Genomic DNA, 241 nt, shown 5'->3' with positions numbered 1-241 from the left:
CCCCTTGTCCCGCTTCGGCGCGAGCGCGTAGCCTAGCGTCAGCGGCCCCAGCCTGCCGGCGAACAACATGAGCATGATGACGATCTTGCCGAACAGGCACAGATCGCTCGTGAGGCCCAGCGACAATCCGACCGTGCCGAAGGCCGCCACCACCACGAACAATATCATGAGGAAATGATGGTCCCCCGCCGTCGACAGGACCATCTGCGCCGCAAGCACCAGCGCCAAGGCGAGAAGCGTA

General features: G+C 63.9%; 1 protein-coding gene. It reads right to left on the bottom strand.

From position 1 onward, the window contains the following. A partial coding sequence (locus KVT38_RS34100) for a potassium transporter TrkG (protein WP_306795391.1) occupies positions 1-241 on the bottom strand: 241 nt, incomplete at both ends.

The organism is Cohnella sp. GbtcB17, from assembly GCF_019091135.1.
Taxonomy (GTDB): Bacteria; Bacillota; Bacilli; order Paenibacillales; family Paenibacillaceae; genus Cohnella.
Note: the sequence above shows the minus strand (reverse complement) of the source record. Positions and strands in the feature narration are given on the sequence as shown.